This is a genomic window from Pseudomonas sp. P4_B3 (assembly GCF_056402295.1).
On sequence record NZ_JBFUHR010000001.1, the window covers coordinates 297,185 to 314,490 of the forward strand.

Annotated in this window: 16 protein-coding genes; 9 read left to right on the top strand and 7 right to left on the bottom strand. The window is 60.3% G+C overall.

The window, feature by feature from the left end; translation table 11 throughout:
* The first annotated feature begins 175 nt into the window (after positions 1 to 175).
* The 3 genes from rhtB to AC1DWG_RS01465 all read left to right on the top strand — a co-directional run bounded on the left by rhtB (position 176) and on the right by AC1DWG_RS01465 (position 3,371).
* Positions 176 to 808 carry a homoserine/homoserine lactone efflux protein gene (rhtB, locus tag AC1DWG_RS01455; RefSeq protein WP_477763010.1) on the top strand — a complete coding sequence of 211 codons (633 nt, stop codon included), beginning with the start codon at positions 176 to 178 and terminating at the stop codon, positions 806 to 808.
* A 162-nt stretch (positions 809 to 970) separates the two neighbouring features.
* Positions 971 to 2,869 carry an FTR1 family protein gene (locus AC1DWG_RS01460; protein ID WP_477763009.1) on the top strand — a complete coding sequence of 633 codons (1,899 nt, stop codon included), beginning with the start codon at positions 971 to 973 and terminating at the stop codon, positions 2,867 to 2,869.
* A gap of 46 nt (positions 2,870 to 2,915) precedes the next feature.
* Positions 2,916 to 3,371: a YaiI/YqxD family protein gene (locus tag AC1DWG_RS01465; RefSeq protein ID WP_477763008.1), complete on the top strand. Its 456-nt coding sequence runs from the start codon at positions 2,916 to 2,918 to the stop codon at positions 3,369 to 3,371.
* Positions 3,372 to 3,457: 86 nt separating this feature from the next.
* On the opposite strand, the gene elbB is transcribed toward AC1DWG_RS01465, so the two are convergent.
* Positions 3,458 to 4,126, bottom strand: coding sequence for an isoprenoid biosynthesis glyoxalase ElbB (gene elbB, locus AC1DWG_RS01470; protein WP_477763007.1), 669 nt, complete (start codon positions 4,124 to 4,126; stop codon positions 3,458 to 3,460).
* Positions 4,127 to 4,241: 115 nt separating this feature from the next.
* On the opposite strand from elbB, the gene AC1DWG_RS01475 reads away from it, so the two are divergent.
* Positions 4,242 to 5,477, top strand: coding sequence for a sterol desaturase family protein (locus AC1DWG_RS01475; protein ID WP_477754327.1), 1,236 nt, complete (start codon positions 4,242 to 4,244; stop codon positions 5,475 to 5,477).
* Here the strand turns inward: AC1DWG_RS01475 and AC1DWG_RS01480 are convergent.
* Positions 5,458 to 6,090 (bottom strand): DedA family protein, encoded by a 633-nt coding sequence (locus AC1DWG_RS01480; RefSeq protein ID WP_477754328.1) that lies wholly within the window; start codon positions 6,088 to 6,090, stop codon positions 5,458 to 5,460. The genes AC1DWG_RS01475 and AC1DWG_RS01480 overlap by 20 nt on opposite strands.
* Before the next feature lie 205 nt (positions 6,091 to 6,295).
* Between AC1DWG_RS01480 and hemB the strand changes: the two genes are divergently transcribed.
* Positions 6,296 to 7,309: a porphobilinogen synthase gene (hemB, locus tag AC1DWG_RS01485; RefSeq protein ID WP_007998953.1), complete on the top strand. Its 1,014-nt coding sequence runs from the start codon at positions 6,296 to 6,298 to the stop codon at positions 7,307 to 7,309.
* An 18-nt stretch (positions 7,310 to 7,327) separates the two neighbouring features.
* Entirely contained in the window at positions 7,328 to 9,550 is a 2,223-nt protein-coding gene (gene ppk1 / locus AC1DWG_RS01490) for a polyphosphate kinase 1 (protein WP_477763006.1), read from the top strand.
* A gap of 154 nt (positions 9,551 to 9,704) precedes the next feature.
* Here the strand turns inward: ppk1 and ppx are convergent, their stop codons facing one another.
* The 5 genes from ppx to AC1DWG_RS01515 form a co-directional block, all read right to left on the bottom strand.
* Positions 9,705 to 11,207 (bottom strand): exopolyphosphatase, encoded by a 1,503-nt coding sequence (ppx, locus tag AC1DWG_RS01495; protein ID WP_477763005.1) that lies wholly within the window; start codon positions 11,205 to 11,207, stop codon positions 9,705 to 9,707.
* 257 nt (positions 11,208 to 11,464) lie between these two features.
* Positions 11,465 to 12,202 carry an amino acid ABC transporter ATP-binding protein gene (locus AC1DWG_RS01500; protein ID WP_477763004.1) on the bottom strand — a complete coding sequence of 246 codons (738 nt, stop codon included), beginning with the start codon at positions 12,200 to 12,202 and terminating at the stop codon, positions 11,465 to 11,467.
* The gene (locus AC1DWG_RS01505) at positions 12,189 to 12,839 is read right to left on the bottom strand and encodes an amino acid ABC transporter permease (protein WP_477763003.1); all 651 of its coding nucleotides are present in this window, start codon (positions 12,837 to 12,839) and stop codon (positions 12,189 to 12,191) included. Before AC1DWG_RS01505 ends, AC1DWG_RS01500 begins: the two co-directional genes overlap by 14 nt.
* Positions 12,836 to 13,504, bottom strand: a complete 669-nt coding sequence (locus AC1DWG_RS01510; RefSeq protein WP_477759736.1) for an amino acid ABC transporter permease — start codon at positions 13,502 to 13,504, stop codon at positions 12,836 to 12,838. Before AC1DWG_RS01510 ends, AC1DWG_RS01505 begins: the two co-directional genes overlap by 4 nt.
* 22 nt (positions 13,505 to 13,526) lie before the next feature.
* On the bottom strand, positions 13,527 to 14,312 hold the full coding sequence (locus tag AC1DWG_RS01515; protein ID WP_477754648.1) for a transporter substrate-binding domain-containing protein: 786 nt from the start codon (positions 14,310 to 14,312) through the stop codon (positions 13,527 to 13,529).
* Positions 14,313 to 14,568: 256 nt separating this feature from the next.
* On the opposite strand from AC1DWG_RS01515, the gene AC1DWG_RS01520 reads away from it, so the two are divergent.
* The 3 genes from AC1DWG_RS01520 (at position 14,569) to rho (ending at position 17,234) form a co-directional block, all read left to right on the top strand.
* A complete protein-coding gene (locus tag AC1DWG_RS01520; protein ID WP_477763002.1) occupies positions 14,569 to 15,276 on the top strand; it encodes a FadR/GntR family transcriptional regulator in 708 nt (235 codons plus the stop codon).
* A 121-nt stretch (positions 15,277 to 15,397) separates the two neighbouring features.
* Entirely contained in the window at positions 15,398 to 15,727 is a 330-nt protein-coding gene (gene trxA / locus AC1DWG_RS01525) for a thioredoxin TrxA (RefSeq protein WP_003206727.1), read from the top strand.
* Between the two features lie 247 nt (positions 15,728 to 15,974).
* The gene (gene rho / locus AC1DWG_RS01530) at positions 15,975 to 17,234 is read left to right on the top strand and encodes a transcription termination factor Rho (RefSeq protein ID WP_046039047.1); all 1,260 of its coding nucleotides are present in this window, start codon (positions 15,975 to 15,977) and stop codon (positions 17,232 to 17,234) included.
* Positions 17,235 to 17,306 lie beyond the last annotated feature (72 nt).

A 17,306-nucleotide genomic window follows, 5' to 3' on the forward strand; every position in this document is an offset into this window, starting at 1 on the left:
ATCGCAGCCTTCGGCAGCTCCTACATTGGAATGCGTTTCCCTGTAGGAGCTGCCGAAGGCTGCGATCTTTGCTTTTGGCTGTTAGCAGTCGCCATGTCCTGTAAAAAATCGGTAGTCATCCAATCAAAGCCGCATTAGCTTAGACATCTGTCACGAGTCTGAGTCGAGGTGTGCAATGGAGCTTGAAACATGGCTGGCGTTTTTTGCCGCCTGCTGGGTGATCAGCCTGTCCCCCGGTGCCGGCGCCATTGCGTCGATGTCCAGCGGTCTGCAATACGGATTCTGGCGCGGCTACTGGAACGCCCTGGGTCTGCAATTGGGCCTTGCAGTGCAGATCGCCATCGTCGGCGCCGGTGTGGGCGCGATTCTGACGGCGTCGGCCACAGCCTTTCTTGCGATCAAATGGTTTGGCGTGGCGTACCTGGTCTACCTCGCGATCAAGCAATGGCGTGCGCTGCCCAGCGATATGAGCGATGACGCGGCGGTGCGTCAGATCGGCAAGCCGATGGCCCTGGTGTTCCGTGGTTTCCTGGTGAACATCAGTAACCCCAAGGCGCTGGTGTTCATGCTGGCGGTGTTGCCGCAGTTCATCGATCCTCATGCTCCACTGCTGATTCAGTATCTGGTGATCGGCGTGACCATGATCTGCGTCGACTTGATCGTCATGGCCGGCTACACCGGTCTGGCGTCCAGGGTGTTGCGTCTGCTGCGCACACCGAAACAGCAAAAACGCATGAATCGGACCTTTGCCGGACTGTTCATCGGTGCGGCAGCATTCATGGCGACGCTGCGCAAAGCTGCGGTCTAAACCCGCAGAAATCCAGGAAGGCGACCCATGAGGTCGCCTTTTTCATTGGTGTATCAATACCTTGGAGAGCCCGTGATTTCACCGGAAGTCCCGACAATGCTTGAGCGAAACCCGTTGGGCGTTAACAATATGTAACTTCGTTTTTCAAATTGAGATTCATTCATGATTGCCCCCTCCCGTTTGCTGGCCTGGCTGTTGCTGCCGCTGTTCGCGGCGTGCAGCGTTCAACTGCTGGCCGCCCCCGCCGAAGGTGCGCCGCAGGCGCTGCACTTGCTCGATTACATCGGCGCGGATTACCCGGACACGGTGCAGGCGGGCAGCATCACGGACCAGGCCGGATTTCGCGCGCAACAAGAGTCGGTCAAGACGCTGGGAAGTCTGATTGCGGCCATGCCGGCCAAACCGGAAAAAGCCGCGCTGGAGCAAAGCCTGACCGCGCTGGGAAATTCCATCGGCGCCCGTCAGGACGGTGCTGATGTCACTCGCCAGGCCCGGCAACTCGGTGCAAAGCTGGCTGTGGCCTATGAAGTCAGCCAGGCCCCGGTCATTACGCCGGACCCGGCGCGTGGCGCGCCGTTGTACGCTCAGCATTGCTCGGTCTGCCATGGCGATACAGGGGCCGGCGACGGCCCGGCGGGCGTCGGGATGAAGCCACCGCCGTCCAACCTGCGCGATACCAAGCGGCTGGATCGACAGAGCCTCTACGCGATCTACAGCACCTTGGGTCTGGGCGTCGAGGGGACTGACATGCCGGCCTTTGCCGATCAACTGGATGATCGTCAGCGTTGGGACCTTGCCACCTATATCGCCAGCTTCAGTGTTGACCCGGCGACGGCCAAGGCTGAAAAGACCTACAACATCGCCGACCTGGCTCGTCAGACCCCGGCCGAAGTACAGACCGCCGAAGGCCCGCAAGCCACCGCAACCTTCCGTGCCCAGCGGGCGCAACCGCCGCAGGTCAAGCGTGGCCCGGCGCAACTGCTCGACTACACCGCAGCCACTCTGGACAAGAGCATCGCGGCGTATCGTACCGGTGAGCATGATCAGGCTTATGACTTATCCGTAGCGGCGTATCTGGAAGGCTTCGAGCTGGTTGAGAGCTCGCTGGATAACATTGACGCCAACGTGCGTAAAGACACTGAAAAATCCCTGATGGCCTACCGTCAGTCGTTGCAGGACGGTCTGCCGGTGAGCGAGGTCGAGCAGCGCCTGGACGTGACCAAGGCCAAGTTGAAGGCATCGGCCGGCCTGCTGGGCAACGACGGTTTGAGCTGGTCGCTGAGTTACATTTCCGGCCTGCTGATTCTGCTGCGCGAAGGTCTGGAAGCGATTCTGGTGCTGGCGGCGATCCTGGCTTTCCTGCGCAACACGGGTCAACAGGCGGCGGTACGCAGCGTCAACGCCGGTTGGGGGTTGGCGTTTTTGGCGGGACTGGGTACCTGGGCGCTGGCAGCCTATGTGATCGACGTCAGCGGTTCGCAGCGCGAATTGCTGGAAGGTGCGACGGCGTTGTTTGCCAGTGTCATGGTGTTGTGGCTGGGCGTGTGGATGCATGACCGTCGTCACGCGGCGGCCTGGCAGGATTACATCAAGACCAGCCTTGTGGGTGGCGGTGGGCGTTTCGGCTTTGCGACCCTGGCGTTTTTCTCGGTGTATCGCGAACTGTTCGAAGTGATTCTGTTCTACGAAACCCTGTGGTTGCAGGCAGGTCCGGCGGGGCATAACGCGGTGCTGGCCGGTGGGGCTACGGCGCTGGTGCTGCTGGTCGGCCTGGCCTGGGTGATTTTGCGCGGTTCGGCGAAGCTGCCGCTGGCGCTGTTCTTCAGCATCAACGCCGGTCTTTTGTGCGCCTTGTCGGTGGTGTTTGCCGGGCATGGAGTGAAAGCGCTGCAAGAAGCCGGGATCTTCGGCACTCGACCGGTGCCGTTCTTTGACTTTGAATGGTTGGGGATCCATGCCGATGCGTATTCGCTGAGTGCACAGGCTGTGGCGATTGCAGCAATCATCGTGTTGTATGGCCGTAGCCGGGTGGTTGAGAAGCAGCGGGTGCAGGTTTCTTAAAGGGCATTCGCTGCGCTCATATTCGCGGGCAATAGAGGAAAACATGATGCGTGTGTGGATCGATGCCGACGCCTGCCCACGGGCAGCCAAGGATCTGGTGGTGAAGTTCGCCCTCAAGCGCCAGTTCGAAGTGGTGCTGGTGGCCGGGCAGCCGCAAATCAAGCCGGGTCTGGCGCTGGTCAAGCTGATCGTGGTGCCGAGCGGCCCGGATGCAGCGGACGATTATCTGGTGGAACACGCGGTGCCCGGTGAGCTGGTGATCTGCAGCGACGTGCCATTGGCCGACCGTCTGGTGAAGAAGGGCGTGGCTGCGCTCGATCCGCGGGGCAAGGAGTTTGATGCGCAGAACATGGGGGAGCGGTTGGCGGTGCGCAACCTGTTCACCGATTTGCGTGAACAGGGGCAAATGGGTGGGGGGCCAGCGCCGTTCGGCGACCGTGAGAAGCAGGCGTTTGCTAATGCGCTGGACCGGATTTTGACCAGGTTATCCCGCAACGCCTGAAAAGATCGCAGCCTGCGGCAGCTCCTACAGGTATACACCGTCCCCTTGTAGGAGCTGCCGCAGGCTGCGATCTTTTGATCTTGTTTTTACGCATCGTTTTCGTGGGTCAGTTCCAGTACCCGGTCCACCAACTTGTTGATGCCCGATGCCGCTTCACTGATCGATTGCGCCAGCATATAGGCCGGTGTGCTCACCAGTTTGCGTGCCTTGTCCTCGACGATGTCACTGACCGCGCAATCGGCATGGGTGGCACCCATCTTGTTCATCGCGGCAGCGGTGTCGGTGTCATTGCCAATGGTGCAGGTCACGCCAGGGCCGTAGATCTTTGCCGCCAGGGCAGGGGAGATACACATCAACCCCACCGGCTTGCCGGCCTCGGCAAAGGCTTCGGTCAATGCCAGGACATCCGGTTGAACGGTGCAGCCAGCGCCTTCGATGGCGAAGTTGGACAGGTTCTTGGCCGAGCCGAAGCCGCCGGGCACGATCAGCGCATCGAACTCATCGACGTTCGCGTCACGGATATCCTTGATGTTGCCCCGGGCTATCCGTGCCGACTCCACCAGCACGTTGCGCGATTCAGGCATTTCTTCGCCGGTCAGGTGATTGATCACATGCAACTGCGCGATGTTCGGTGCGAAACACTGCACCTGGGCACCGCGCTGGTCCAGACGCAGCAGGGTGATGACGCTCTCGTGGAGCTCGGCGCCGTCGTACACGCCACAACCGGAAAGGATCACTGCAACTTTTTTGCTCATGGGCTTTTCTCCAGATTCATGGCGTTAAATGTCCACTAATTTGTCACTCGTTGCCATAGGGTTAATTCACGACTACACATAGCATCTGTCCTCAAGATTCCGGTCAGGGCGCGTCATGGACTTCATTCTGTATGCGGTGCCGTTTTTCTTTGTGCTGATCGCCGTCGAACTGCTGGCCGACCGTTGGCGCGGGGTCAGTAATTATCGGGTGGCGGACGCGATCAACAGCATCAGCACCGGCGTGCTGTCGACCACCACGGGGCTGCTGACCAAAGGCGTGGGGCTGGTGACCTACGCGTTCGCCCTCAAGTACCTGGCGCTGTTCGAACTGTCGGTCGACAGTGTGTGGGTCTGGGTGTTCGCCTTTGTCTTCTATGACTTCTGCTATTACTGGCTGCACCGCATGGGCCACGAGCGCAACATCCTCTGGGCCGCCCATTCGGTGCATCACCAGAGTGAGGACTACAACCTGTCCACGGCGTTGCGCCAGACCAGTACCGGATTCCTGCTGAGCTGGATCTTCTATCTGCCGATGGCCGTGTTCGGCGTGCCGCTGCTGATGTTCGTCAGCGTCGCGGCGCTCAACCTGCTCTACCAGTTCTGGGTGCACACCCGGCACATTCCCAAGCTTGGCTGGTTCGAATGGTTCTTTGTCACGCCGTCCAATCATCGGGCTCACCATGCACAGAACGCTCTCTACATGGATCGCAACTACGGCGGCGTGTTCATTATTTGGGACCGTCTGTTCGGCTCGTTCCAGGAAGAAGACGACAACGAGCCGGTAATCTTCGGCGTGACCACGCCGCTGGCGAGCTGGAATCCTGTGTGGGCAAACGTGCAGTTCTACGCGCAATTGTGGGCAGATGCGCGGCGTGCTGAGAGCACCTGGGACAAGCTGCGGATCTGGTTCATGCGCACCGGTTGGCGCCCGGCGGACGTGGCGGCCAAATACCCGATGAACAAGCCGGACCTGTCCTTGTTCCGCAAATTCGAGGTGCCGCTGGACGGGCGTCAGCAGCTTTATATCCTGCTGCAGTTCTGCGTCTACATCGCGCTGGGCAGCTACTTGATGAATCTTGAACCGAAACTGCCAGTCGCCGCCCTTATGTTGGGTTGGGGGGCGGTGGCGTTCGGTCTGTTTGTGCTGGGCGTGGCCCTGGAGAATCGCCCGTGGGCGTTGAAGCTGGAGTGGGTGCGGCTGGCGTCGAATCTGCCATTGGTATGGCTGGCCCCGATGGTGGGGTTGTGGCCGGCCAGTGCGGTGGGCTGGGTCGGCCTGCTCAGTTACAGCCTGTTGAGCGGAATCGGTCTCTACTGTTGCAGAAATCGCATTACTCGGTTGGCGTCGTAGGACCCTCGATTTTGGTTCGTTCGACCTTCATGGCTTGCTCGTCGGCGTAGACCTGCCTGGCCAGGCGGGCATTCTTGAAGCGCCGGCGCAGCCATAGCACGAATCCCAGGACCAGCAGGGCGCCGAGCACCCAGAGTTCGTACTTCTTCACACTGCCGAGCATGCCTTCGAGCACGGCGCCGAAATGGTACGCGGCCGCCGCCAATGCGGCGGCCCAGATCGCCGCGCCAATTCCGTTGAGCAGCAGGTAACGGCCCGGCGGATAGCCTGACAGCCCAATGGCCACCGGCATGACCGTGCGCAAACCGTAGACGAAGCGGAAGCTCAGCACCCAGATGTCCGGATGCTTGCGAATGTGTTCCAGCGCCCGGTCGCCCATCATTTGCCAGCGCGGTTTGCGCGCCAGCAGCTTGCGACCGTGCTTGCGTCCCAGGAAGTACCACAGTTGGTCGCCGGCATAGCTGCCGAAGAAGGCCACGACCACCACCAGGTTGATGTCCATGTATCCACGGAACGCGAGGAAGCCCGCGAGTACCAGAATGGTTTCGCCTTCGAAGAACGTGCCTAGAAAGAGGGCAAAGTAGCCGAAGTCATGCAGGAATTGTTGGAGCATTGTCTGGGTGCTGGCGAAATGAACGCGCAGCCTAACCCTTCGGACACATTCAGGAAAGTGTCCAAATGTGTCTCGACGTGAACATTTCCTACAAGGACAATGGAATGCGGCTACCTGTCGCAGCGTGCACATAACTGTAATACGTTCGTCATAATGGCCGCTTATAACTGTCACGCTCGCACGTCTGCGGGCTCAGGAGTCTGCCGTGAGCTTTACCCCCGCCAACCGTTTGTTCCCCGCAACCCGCCTGCGCCGCAACCGTCGTGATGACTTCTCGCGTCGTCTGGTCCGTGAAAATGTCCTGACCGTCGATGACCTGATCCTGCCGGTATTCGTGCTGGACGGTGAAAACCGTCGCGAAGCGGTGGCCTCGATGCCGGGTGTCGAACGCCTGACCATTGACCTGTTGCTGGAAGAGGCGGCCAAGTGGGTCGAGCTGGGGATTCCGGCGCTGGCGCTGTTCCCGGTAACACCCTCGGAGCTCAAGTCGCTGGACGCCGCCGAAGCGTGGAACCCGGAAGGCATCGCCCAACGCGCGACCCGTGCGCTGCGTGCGCAATTCCCTGAGCTGGGCGTGATCACCGACGTCGCCCTGGACCCGTTCACCACCCACGGCCAGGACGGCATTCTTGATGAAGTAGGCTACGTGCAGAACGACATCACCGTCGACGCACTGGTCAGGCAAGCCCTGTCCCACGCCGAAGCCGGCGCACAGGTCGTGGCGCCTTCGGACATGATGGACGGCCGCATCCAGGCGATCCGCGAAGCCCTCGAAGTGGCCGGTCACGTCAATGTGCGAATCATGGCTTACTCGGCCAAGTACGCCAGCGCTTATTACGGCCCGTTCCGCGATGCGGTCGGTTCGGCGCTGAACCTGGGCAAGGCCAACAAGGCCTCCTATCAGATGGACCCGGCCAACAGCAACGAAGCCCTGCACGAAGTGGCGGCGGACTTGTCAGAAGGCGCAGACATGGTCATGGTCAAGCCAGGCATGCCGTACCTGGACATCCTGTGCCGGGTAAAAGAAGAATTCAAAGTGCCGACGTTTGTTTATCAAGTCAGCGGCGAATACGCCATGCACATGGCGGCGATCCAGAATGGCTGGTTGAGCGAAGGGGTTATCCTCGAGTCCCTGACCGCTTTCAAACGTGCAGGGGCAGATGGCATCCTGACGTACTTTGCCGTTCGTGCTGCTCAATTGTTACGAGAGCAAAAATAGCCCTCCCAGGAACATTCGATGAATACCGAAGTGCTCACTGAAGTTGCCGTAAAAGACGCTCAACCTGTGGTGGAGCAAGTCGACGAGACCCCGCCGGAGCTGGAGCCGGCTCCGCCCGCGGCGGTCGTCGAGACCGCTGCGCCAGTGCCAGCGGTGGCCATCCCCGGTCTGGATGACAGCAGCCTGTACATCCACCGCGAGCTCTCGCAACTGCAGTTCAATATCCGCGTGCTGGAGCAGGCGCTGGACGAGTCCTACCCGTTGCTGGAGCGGCTGAAGTTTTTGCTGATCTTCTCCAGCAACCTGGACGAGTTCTTCGAAATTCGTGTCGCCGGCCTGAAGAAGCAGATCACTTTCGCCCGTGAACAGGCCGGTGCCGATGGTCTGCAACCGCACCAGGCCCTGGCTCGCATCAGTGAGCTGGTTCACGGTCACGTCGATCGTCAGTACGCAATCCTCAATGACATTCTGTTGCCGGAGCTGGAAAAGCATCAGGTCCGCTTCATCCGTCGCCGCAATTGGACGACCAAGCTCAAAACCTGGGTCCGCCGCTATTTCCGCGACGAGATCGCCCCGATCATCACCCCGATCGGCCTCGACCCGACGCACCCGTTCCCGTTGCTGGTGAACAAGAGCCTGAACTTCATCGTCGAACTCGAAGGTATCGACGCCTTCGGTCGCGATTCCGGTCTGGCGATCATCCCGGCGCCACGCCTGCTGCCGCGCATCATCAAGGTGCCGGAAGAAGTCGGCGGCGCAGGCGACAACTACGTGTTCCTGTCGTCGATGATCCACGCCCATGCCGATGACCTGTTCCAGGGGATGAAGGTCAAGGGCTGCTACCAGTTCCGCCTGACCCGGAACGCCGACCTGGCGCTGGATTCCGAAGATGTAGAAGACCTGGCCCGTGCCTTGCGCGGCGAGCTGTTCTCCCGTCGTTATGGCGATGCGGTACGTCTGGAAGTGGCTGATACCTGCCCGAAACACCTGTCCGACTACCTGCTCAAGCAGTTCAACCTGGCTGAGAGCGAGTTGTATCAGGTCAACGGTCCGGTGAACCTGACGCGGCTGTTCAGCATCACTGGCCTCGACAGCCAGCGCGAGTTGCAATACCTGCCGTTCACCCCGCAGATTCCGAAACTGCTGCAGAACAGCGAGAACATTTTCAGCGTGATCAGCAAGCAGGACATCCTGCTGCTGCACCCGTTCGAGTCGTTCACCCCGGTGGTCGACCTGCTGCGTCAGGCTGCCAAGGATCCGCACGTGCTGGCGGTGCGCCAGACGCTGTACCGTTCTGGCGCCAACTCGGAAATCGTCGATGCGCTGGTGGATGCGGCGCGTAATGGCAAGGAGGTCACCGCGGTGATCGAGTTGCGTGCACGTTTTGACGAAGAGTCCAACCTGCAACTGGCCAGCCGTCTGCAAGCGGCCGGTGCGGTGGTGATCTATGGCGTGGTCGGCTTCAAGACCCACGCCAAGATGATGCTGATCCTGCGTCGCGAGGCCGGCGAAATCGTGCGTTACGCGCACCTCGGCACGGGTAACTACCACGCCGGCAACGCCCGCCTGTACACCGACTACAGCTTGCTGACCTCCGACGACGCCTTGTGCGAAGACGTCGGCAAACTGTTCAGCCAGTTGATCGGCATGGGCAAGACGCTGCGCATGAAGAAGTTGCTACACGCGCCGTTCACCCTGAAAAAGGGCATGCTCGACATGATTGCCCGCGAAACCCAGTTCGCCCTCGACGGCAAACCGGCGCACATCATCGCCAAGTTCAACTCGCTGACCGATCCGAAGATCATCCGCGCGCTGTACAAGGCCAGCCAGTCAGGTGTGCGCATCGATCTGGTGGTGCGTGGCATGTGCTGCCTGCGACCGGGTATCGCCGGTGTTTCCCACAACATCCATGTGCGTTCGATCATTGGCCGTTTCCTGGAACACACCCGGGTCTTCTACTTCCTCAATGGCGGCGACGAGCAGATGTTCCTGTCCAGTGCCGACTGGATGGAACGCAACCTCGACAAGCGCGTCGAGACTTGCTTCCCGGTGGAAGGCAAGAAGCTGATCATGCGGGTCAAGAAAGAGCTGGAGTTGTATCTGACCGATAACACCCACAGCTGGAGCCTGCAGTCGGACGGTCGTTACATCCGTAACACACCGACCGGCAACCAGAACCCGCGCAGCGCCCAGGCGACATTGCTGGAGCGTTTGGGCAGTCCGATACTGGCTGTGCGTTAGAACAAGCCTCGGGTAAAAAATGGCGATCCCTGCGGATCGCCATTTTTGTGTCCGCCCTGTAGGAGCTGCCGCAGGCTGCGATCTTTTGWTCTTAAAAAACAAGATCAAAGGATCGCAGCCTGCGGCAGCTCCTACAGGTTTGTGTCCATCATTATTAGCGAGCGCTCAACACGATATCGACCCGGGTCAGCCATTGTGCTTCAATTTCGAAGTCGGCCTGGGTCAGCTGGTTTTCGTCCAGCCAGTTCTCCGGGAACACTACTTCCAGGCTGTTGCCATAGGCGTTCAGCTCCACCTGGGGCATTTGCTGGGTGCCACGGATGTGGTGGAACAGGATTGCAAAGCGCAGCAGCACGCACAGGCGAATCAGCTTGATGCCGTCGTCGCCGAAATCGGCGAACTTGTCCTTGGGAATATTGCGGCGGTGGCCGCGCACCAGTAGTGCGAGCATCAATTGGTCTTCGCGGGAGAACCCGGCGAGGTCCGAGTGCTCGATCAGGTAGGCGCCGTGCTTGTGGTACTGGTAGTGGGCGATATCCAGGCCCACTTCATGGACCTTGGCCGCCCAGCCGAGCAGTTCGCGCCAGACGCCGTCTTCCAGATCCCAGTCCGCGGCCACCTGATCGAACGCATGCAGCGCCTTGCGCTCGACCCGTACCGCTTGCTCTTGATCGACGTGGTAGCGCTCCATCAGCGAAGTGAGGGTGCGCTCGCGCACGTCTTCGTGATGATGGCGGCCCAGCAGGTCATAGAGCACGCCTTCGCGCAGGGCGCCTTCGCAGTGATCCATGCGTTGCAGTTCGAGGGAATCGAAGATCGCTTCGAGGATCGCCAGGCCGGCCGGGAAAATCGCACGGCGATCCGGCTTGATACCATCGAAGTCGATTTTCTCGACGTCGCCGAGCTTGATCAGTTTGCGCTTGAGCCAGGCCAGGCCTTCGGCATTGACCTCGCCGGTGCCGTGACCGCCAGCCTTCAACGCCAGACCGATGGCGCGGATGGTGCCCGAGGAACCGATGGCTTCATCCCAGGTCAGGCGGTGCAAGGCGTGCTCGATGCTCATGATCTCCAGCCGCGCCGCCGTGTACGCCTGGGCGTAACGGGCCGGGGTGATCTTGCCGTCCTTGAAATAGCGCTGGGTGTAGCTGACGCAACCCATCTGCAGGCTTTCGCGCAGCAGCGGTTCGAAGCGCTGGCCAATGATGAATTCGGTACTGCCGCCGCCGATGTCGGCCACCAGGCGCTTGCCCGGGGTATCGGCGAGGGTGTGGGACACGCCGAGGTAGATCAGGCGCGCTTCTTCACGACCGGAGATGACTTCCACCGGGTGGCCGAGGATTTCTTCGGCGCGACGGATGAATTCGGCGCGGTTGCGGGCTTCACGCAAGGCGTTGGTGCCAACAATGCGAACGGCGCCGGTGGGCATACCGCTGATCAGTTGGGCGAAGCGCTTGAGGCAGTCGAGCCCGCGCTGCATCGATTCTTCGTTGAGATGGCGCTCTTCGTCGATGCCGGCGGCCAGCTGAACCTTCTCCCCGAGACGCTCGAGAATACGGATCTCGCCGTTCTGGGCCTTGGCCACGACCATGTGAAAGCTGTTGGAGCCCAGGTCGATTGCGGCGATCAGGGACAGATTCTTGGCTTGGGATTGCGGCATGGTCAGGGGTCTCGGTCGATAACCTCGACATCGTGCCACGATCACAGCCTGCCGCCAACGCGTAGGAGCTGCCGAAGGCTGCGATCTTTCACCATGGGACTCCAGTGGTGCGGCCACTGGCCTCTTCGCGGGCAAGCCCGCTCCCACAGGTTTTTGCAGCGAATACGCAATCGTATTTCAACAGAAGACCCTGTAGGAGCGGCGGTGCGGCGGTCCGACTTGCCCGCGAAGGCGGCGTCACTGGCACCAAAGATCTGTCAGGCCACCGCCTCAACCGTCCCGATGAAATTCGCCAGCTCCGCCGTCTGCGGATTGGCGAACAATACCTTCGGATCGCCTGTTTCATGCACCTTGCCCAGGTGCATGAACACCAGCTTGTCCCCAACTTCCCGGGCGAAGCGCATTTCGTGGGTGACCATGATCAGCGTCATGCCTTCCTTCGCCAGTTGCCGGACCACGCTCAGCACTTCATTGACCAGCTCCGGGTCCAGTGCCGAGGTGATTTCATCGCACAGCAGCACTTTCGGCGACATCGCCAGGGCACGGGCAATCGCCACCCGCTGTTGCTGCCCGCCGGACAGCCGATCAGGGAAGGCATCGAACTTTTCCCCCAGTCCGACCCTTTCCAGCATCTGTCGCGCCAGCTCGGCGGCCTTGGCTTTCGGTACTTTCTGCACCACTTGCGGCGCGAGCATCACGTTCTCACCCACGGTCAGGTGCGGGAACAGGTTGAACTGCTGGAATACCATGCCGACCTTCTGCCGCAGGCTGCGCAGATCGGCGCGGGCGGCGTCGAGGTATTCGCCGTCGACTTCGATCACGCCGTCGTTGATCGACTCCAGGCCGTTGAGGGTGCGCAGCAAGGTCGATTTGCCCGAACCGCTACGGCCGATGATCGCCACCACCTGGCCTTCCTCGACACTCAGGTCGATGCCTTTGAGCACATGGTGATCGCCGTAGTATTTATGCAGGGCGGAAATTCTAAGCAGAGGCATGCAGTCTCCTTTCCAGGTAGCGCGCACTGAGCGACAAGGGATAACAGAGCAGGAAATAGCCGAGAGCGACGAGGCCGTAGACCATGAAGGGTTCGAAGGTGGCGTTGGCGAGCATGCCGCCAGTCTTGGTCAGTTCGGTGAAACCGATGATCGAGGTGACGGCGGTGCCTTTGACCACTTGCACCGAGAAACCCACGGTCGGCGCCACGGCGATGCGCAACGCTTGGGGCAGGATCACATAGCGCAATTGTTCCAGCGGGGTCAGCGCCAGGCTCGACGAGGCTTCCCACTGGCCGTTGGGAATCGACTCGACGCAACCGCGCCAGATCTCCGCCAGGTAAGCGCTGGTGAACAGCGTCAGCGCGATCGCCGCTGCCATCCACGGCGAAATCTCCACCCCGGCCAGCGCCACGCCAAAAAACACCAGGAACAGCTGCATCAACAGCGGCGTGCCCTGGAACAGTTCGATATAAGTGCGAGCGAAACTGCGCGGCAGGGATTTATCCGAGATGCGCATGACCATGATTAGCAAGCCAATCAGCCCGCCGCCAATGAACGCCACCAGCGACAGCGCCAGCGTCCATTGCAGGCCGGTGAGCAGGTTGCGCACGATGTCCCAGAAGGTGAAATCGCTCATTGGCTGTTCCTCGCGATAAACCGATGCCCGATCCAGTTCAGCAATTGGCGGATCAGCAGCGCCATACACAGATAGAGCAGCGTGGTCAGGGCGTAGGTTTCAAAGGCTCGGAAGTTGCGAGATTGAATGAAGTTGGCCGCGAAGCTCAGCTCTTCAGTGGCAATCTGTGAACACACCGCCGAGCCGAGCATCACGATGATGATCTGGCTGCTCAGGGCTGGCCAGACCTTACCCAGCGCCGGCAGCAGCATCACGTGACGGAAGGCTTCGAAACGTGTCATCGCCAACGCCGCCGCGGCTTCCAACTGACCCCGGGGGATCGCCTGGATGCCAGCGCGGATAATCTCGGTCGAATAGGCTCCGAGGTTGATGACCATCGCCAGCACCGCCGCCTGCCATTCGGAAATCTGCACGCCCAGGGACGGCAAACCGAAGAAGATGAAAAATAACTGCACCAGGAATGGCGTGTTGCGGATCAGCTCGACGTAGACCGCGAAAACCCCCGCGAAAGGCCGGATGTTCCACGCCCGCACCAGCGCCCCGACGATGCCCAGCCCCACGCCGAGCACAGCGCCGATGGCGGTCAGCTCAAGGGTGAACAACGCACCGCGCAGCAACAGATCGGTGTTGTTCACCACCGGCAGGAAATCGAATTGATAAGCCATAAAACGTCTCCAGCGCGCCGAATCAGAGATCGGCTGGCAGCGGTTCTTTCAGCCAGGTCAGGGCGTTCTTTTCCAGCGCGCCATCGCTCTTGGCGGTCACGAGGATCTGGTTGACCTTGTCCAGCAGCGCCGGCTCGTTCTTGTTAACGCCGACGTAGACCGGCGAATCCTTGAGCTTCACTTTCAGCGCCGGCACGCGTTTCGGGCTCTTCTCGCTGATCGCCACCATCACCACGTTGCCGCTGGCGATCAGGTCGACCTGGCCGGCCAGGTAGGCGGCAATGGTCGAGTTGTTGTCTTCGAAACGCTTGATGGTCACGCCTTCGGGGGCGACCTTGGTCAGCTCGATGTCTTCGATGGCGCCACGGGTGACGCTGATGGTTTTGCCCTTGAGATCGTCCAGGCCCTTGATGTTGGCGTCTGGCGGACCGAACACGGCGAGGTAGAACGGCGCGTAGGCGCGGGAGAAGTCGATGACTTTTTCGCGCTCCGGGTTCTTGCCGAGGCTGGAGATCACCAGGTCGACCTTGCCAGTGGTGAGGAACGGGATGCGGTTGGTGCTGTTGACCGGGGTCAGTTCAAGTTTGACCTTGAGCTGGTCGGCCAGCAGTTTCGCGGTGTCGATGTCGAGGCCGCGGGGTTGCATGTCCGGGCCGACCGAGCCGAACGGCGGGAAGTCCTGGGGCACGGCGACCTTGAGGACTCCGCGCTTGACCACATCGTCCAGACCGTCGGCGTGGGCGGGTGCCTGGCTCAGCATCAGGCTGGCAAACAGGGCAGCAAGGAGGGCGCTGTAACGCTGGGTCATGGCAAATCTCCGAATCGGCAAGAAGTGATTTCTGCGGATCGACAGAGCATGGGCCATGCCAACATGGGGTTTTGAGGGCGCCAGGGCGCGGTTTTGCTGGCGTCGCACGGTCTTACTGGTCTGAACAGTCAGGTTGCGTTTCGCACCCCGATGGCGCAGCCGTGAAAATCACCGAACCCCCATGGGGCACGACTTGCCGGGCGTCGCGAATAGCTTTACAACTGAGCGCACATTGGCCTGGTTCGTCTGGAAAACCATGAATTCGATCTCCCGTGCCGTACCTGAAGTGGCGTTGCAAGCCATCCGCAAACTGATTACCGAGCAGGGCTTCGGGCCGGGGGATGCCTTGCCCTCGCAACGGGAACTGGCGGTGCAATTGGGGGTTAGTCGGGCGTCGTTGCGCGAGGCGTTGTCATCGTTGAGTGCGCTGGGCGTGATCAGCATCCAGCCGGGCAAAGGCGTGTTCGTGCAGGCGCCGGTGGAGCTGCCGCGAGGCGAGGCAGCGCCAGGCTGGCCGTTCGCGGCGCAGGCTTCGCCGCTGGATATCTTCCAGTTGCGCTATGCGCTGGAGGGGTTTGCCGCGGGGCTGGCGGCCGTGACCTTGAGCACCGATGAACTCGATGCGCTGGAAGACAATGTCGCCGCCATGCGCAACGAACTGAAAGCCGCCGATTTCGAAGCGGCGGCGCGCCTGGACTTCGAATTCCACCGCCGCATCCTGCTGGCCAGCGGCAATCAGGCGATGCTGAGCATCCTGACTGTCAGCGCCGACATCTTCCTGGAGAGCCAGAAGCTACCGTTCATCCGGGCCGAGCGGGCCATGGAAACCTGGCAGGAACACCGCAAGATCCTTCGCGCGCTGGCTCGCCGAGCCTCTGGCGCCGCGCAGAAAGCCATGCACGAGCATGTGCGTAACGCGGCGTTGCGCACCGGAATCGCCTTCGTCGCTCCCGCCACGGCGTGACCTGGGCTATACCCAAACTCATGGAACACCATAGCGAGACTCAATCAACTGCACCTTCCTGAACGAGGGAAGGGCAGCTATGATGGGCCACGTTTTTTTGCTTACAACCCTGGAGAATTCCATGAGCAGCGATCTTATCAAACACGTTAGCGACGCTAGCTTCGAGGCCGACGTACTCAAGGCTGAAGGCGCTGTACTGGTCGATTACTGGGCTGAGTGGTGCGGCCCTTGCAAAATGATCGCTCCTGTTCTGGACGAAATTGCCGAGACCTACAAAGGCAAGCTGACCGTTGCCAAGCTGAACATCGACGAAAACCAGGAAACCCCGGCCAAGCATGGCGTGCGCGGTATCCCGACCCTGATGCTGTTCAAGAACGGCAACGTTGAAGCGACCAAGGTCGGCGCACTGTCGAAGTCGCAACTGGCTGCTTTCCTCGACGCCAACATCTAAGCGTCGCTGTAAAGTTTCCTGAAAAAGCCCCGCAAATAGCGGGGCTTTTTGCGTATTCAGGGCTAGACGCTCCTAAACTCAGGTGGTACATTCGGCCCCGCACTGGTTTCTCCATTGCCCCCTGCTAGCCGTCGCCGACGCACTCCTTTTCGAATAAGTACGCGATCCTGTCGCCTTCTCTGCGGCGCGGCCTCATTAAGCCAAAAGCTTAATTTCCCCCCTCCATAAATGATTACGTCATTCCTATATGAATCTGACTGAACTCAAGCAAAAGCCGATTACCGAACTGCTCGAATTGGCCGAACAGATGGGCATAGAAAATATGGCCCGTTCGCGCAAGCAGGACGTGATTTTCTCCCTGCTCAAGAAGCACGCGAAAAGCGGTGAGGAAATCTCCGGTGATGGCGTGCTGGAGATTCTCCAGGACGGCTTCGGCTTCCTGCGCTCCGCTGACGCTTCCTATCTCGCAGGTCCAGACGATATCTATGTCTCGCCGAGCCAGATCCGTCGTTTCAACTTGCGCACCGGTGACACCATCGTTGGCAAGATCCGTCCTCCAAAGGAAGGCGAGCGTTATTTCGCGCTGCTCAAGGTCGACACGATCAACTACGATCGTCCCGAGAACGCGAAAAACAAGATTCTCTTCGAGAACCTGACCCCGCTGTTCCCGACCGTGCGCATGAAGATGGAAGCCGGCAACGGTTCCACCGAAGACTTGACCGGTCGTGTCATCGACCTGTGCGCCCCGATCGGTAAAGGCCAGCGCGGCCTGATCGTTGCACCGCCGAAAGCCGGCAAGACGATCATGCTGCAGAACATCGCGGCAAACATCGCTCGTAACAATCCTGAAGTTCATCTGATCGTATTGCTGATCGACGAACGTCCGGAAGAAGTGACCGAAATGCAGCGCACCGTGCGCGGCGAAGTGGTTGCCTCGACGTTCGACGAGCCGCCAACCCGCCACGTGCAGGTTGCCGAAATGGTGATCGAGAAGGCCAAGCGCCTGGTCGAGCACAAGAAAGACGTGGTGATCCTGCTCGACTCCATTACCCGTCTGGCTCGCGCCTACAACACCGTGATCCCGAGCTCCGGCAAGGTACTGACCGGTGGTGTCGATGCCCACGCCCTGGAGAAACCGAAGCGTTTCTTCGGCGCTGCGCGGAACATCGAAGAAGGCGGCTCGCTGACCATCATCGCTACCGCGCTGGTAGAAACCGGCTCGAAGATGGACGAAGTGATCTACGAAGAATTCAAAGGCACCGGCAACATGGAACTGCCGCTGGATCGTCGTATCGCTGAAAAACGCGTGTTCCCGGCCATCAACATCAACCGTTCCGGCACCCGCCGCGAAGAGTTGCTGACCGCCGACGACGAGCTGCAGCGTATGTGGATTCTGCGCAAGCTGCTGCACCCGATGGATGAAGTGGCTGCCATCGAGTTCCTGGTCGACAAGCTGAAGACGACCAAGACCAACGATGAGTTCTTCCTGTCGATGAAACGCAAGTAAGTCGAGCAGGCACAAAAAGCCGGGGAAACCCGGCTTTTTGCTATCCGATTTTTGATCGGGCGGCAGTTCGTG